This is a genomic window from Pseudomonas sp. RA_35y_Pfl2_P32, from assembly GCF_963970735.1.
Taxonomy (GTDB): domain Bacteria; phylum Pseudomonadota; class Gammaproteobacteria; order Pseudomonadales; family Pseudomonadaceae; genus Aquipseudomonas.
Genome location: NZ_CAXAQF010000390.1, coordinates 1 through 429, shown reverse-complemented (window position 1 = coordinate 429; position 429 = coordinate 1). Strand labels below are relative to the sequence as shown.

The following is a 429-nucleotide window of genomic DNA, read 5'->3' as shown; positions in this document are numbered from 1 at the left end:
CCGGGGAACCGACCGAGCAGACCATCGCCACGATCGGTGGATTTGCCAAAGCGGGCGACATCGTCATCGATGGCGGCAATAGCTTCTACAAGGACGACATCCGCCGCGCGAAAATGCTCGCCGAAAAGGGCATCCACTATATCGATGTCGGGACGTCGGGCGGCGTATGGGGCCTGGAGCGCGGCTTCTGCATGATGGTCGGCGGCGACAAGGGATCGGTCGACCTGATCGATCCGATCCTAGCCGCGCTGGCTCCGGGCATTGGCACGATCCCGCGCACGCCCGACCGCAATGCCGATAAGGAAGATCCGCGCGCCGAGCAGGGCTATATCCATGCCGGGCCTGCGGGGGCGGGGCACTTCGTCAAGATGGTGCATAACGGCATCGAATATGGCCTGATGCAGGCCTATGCCGAGGGCTTCGACATCC

Annotated in this window: 1 protein-coding gene; it reads left to right on the top strand. The window is 63.4% G+C overall.

All coding sequences use genetic code 11. From position 1 onward, the window contains the following. The coding region (locus AACY45_RS28840; protein WP_339548887.1) for an NAD(P)-binding domain-containing protein at positions 1-429 on the top strand (429 nt) is incomplete at both ends.